The organism is Stenotrophomonas sp. SrG (assembly GCF_050031795.1).
GTDB lineage: Bacteria > Pseudomonadota > Gammaproteobacteria > Xanthomonadales > Xanthomonadaceae > Stenotrophomonas > Stenotrophomonas rhizophila_A.
This window is the reverse complement of the sequence record NZ_JBNBBE010000847.1, coordinates 1-244: the sequence shown is the minus strand read 5'-3', so window position 1 is coordinate 244 and position 244 is coordinate 1. Positions and strand designations below refer to the sequence as shown.

Sequence of the window (244 nt, the reverse complement as noted above, 5' to 3'; positions counted from 1 at the left end):
CCGTGAAGCGCGTGCTGGTGGACGCCTTGCTGACCATCAGGGCGGGAGACTCGCCGATCTCACCGTAGTTGTACTCCAGCGCGTCCACGCCCAGCGGCAGCACGATCTGGCTGATCGCCGACGGCACGCTGGCGCGGACACTGGCCACACCGACCAGGGCGGCGTTGACGGTGCCGGCGCTGGTGATGCCGTTGAGCGTCTGCGGCGGCGGGGTCGGCTCGGTCACGGGGTAGGTGCCCGGGCG

At 71.3% G+C, this 244-nt stretch carries 1 protein-coding gene; it reads right to left on the bottom strand.

What is annotated here, in order from left to right; genetic code table 11:
- Window positions 1–226, bottom strand: a 226-nt coding sequence (locus ACQG3P_RS21935) for a hypothetical protein (RefSeq protein WP_426806229.1), incomplete at its 3' end; no start/stop codon positions are given.
- Window positions 227–244: the final 18 nt, after the last annotated feature.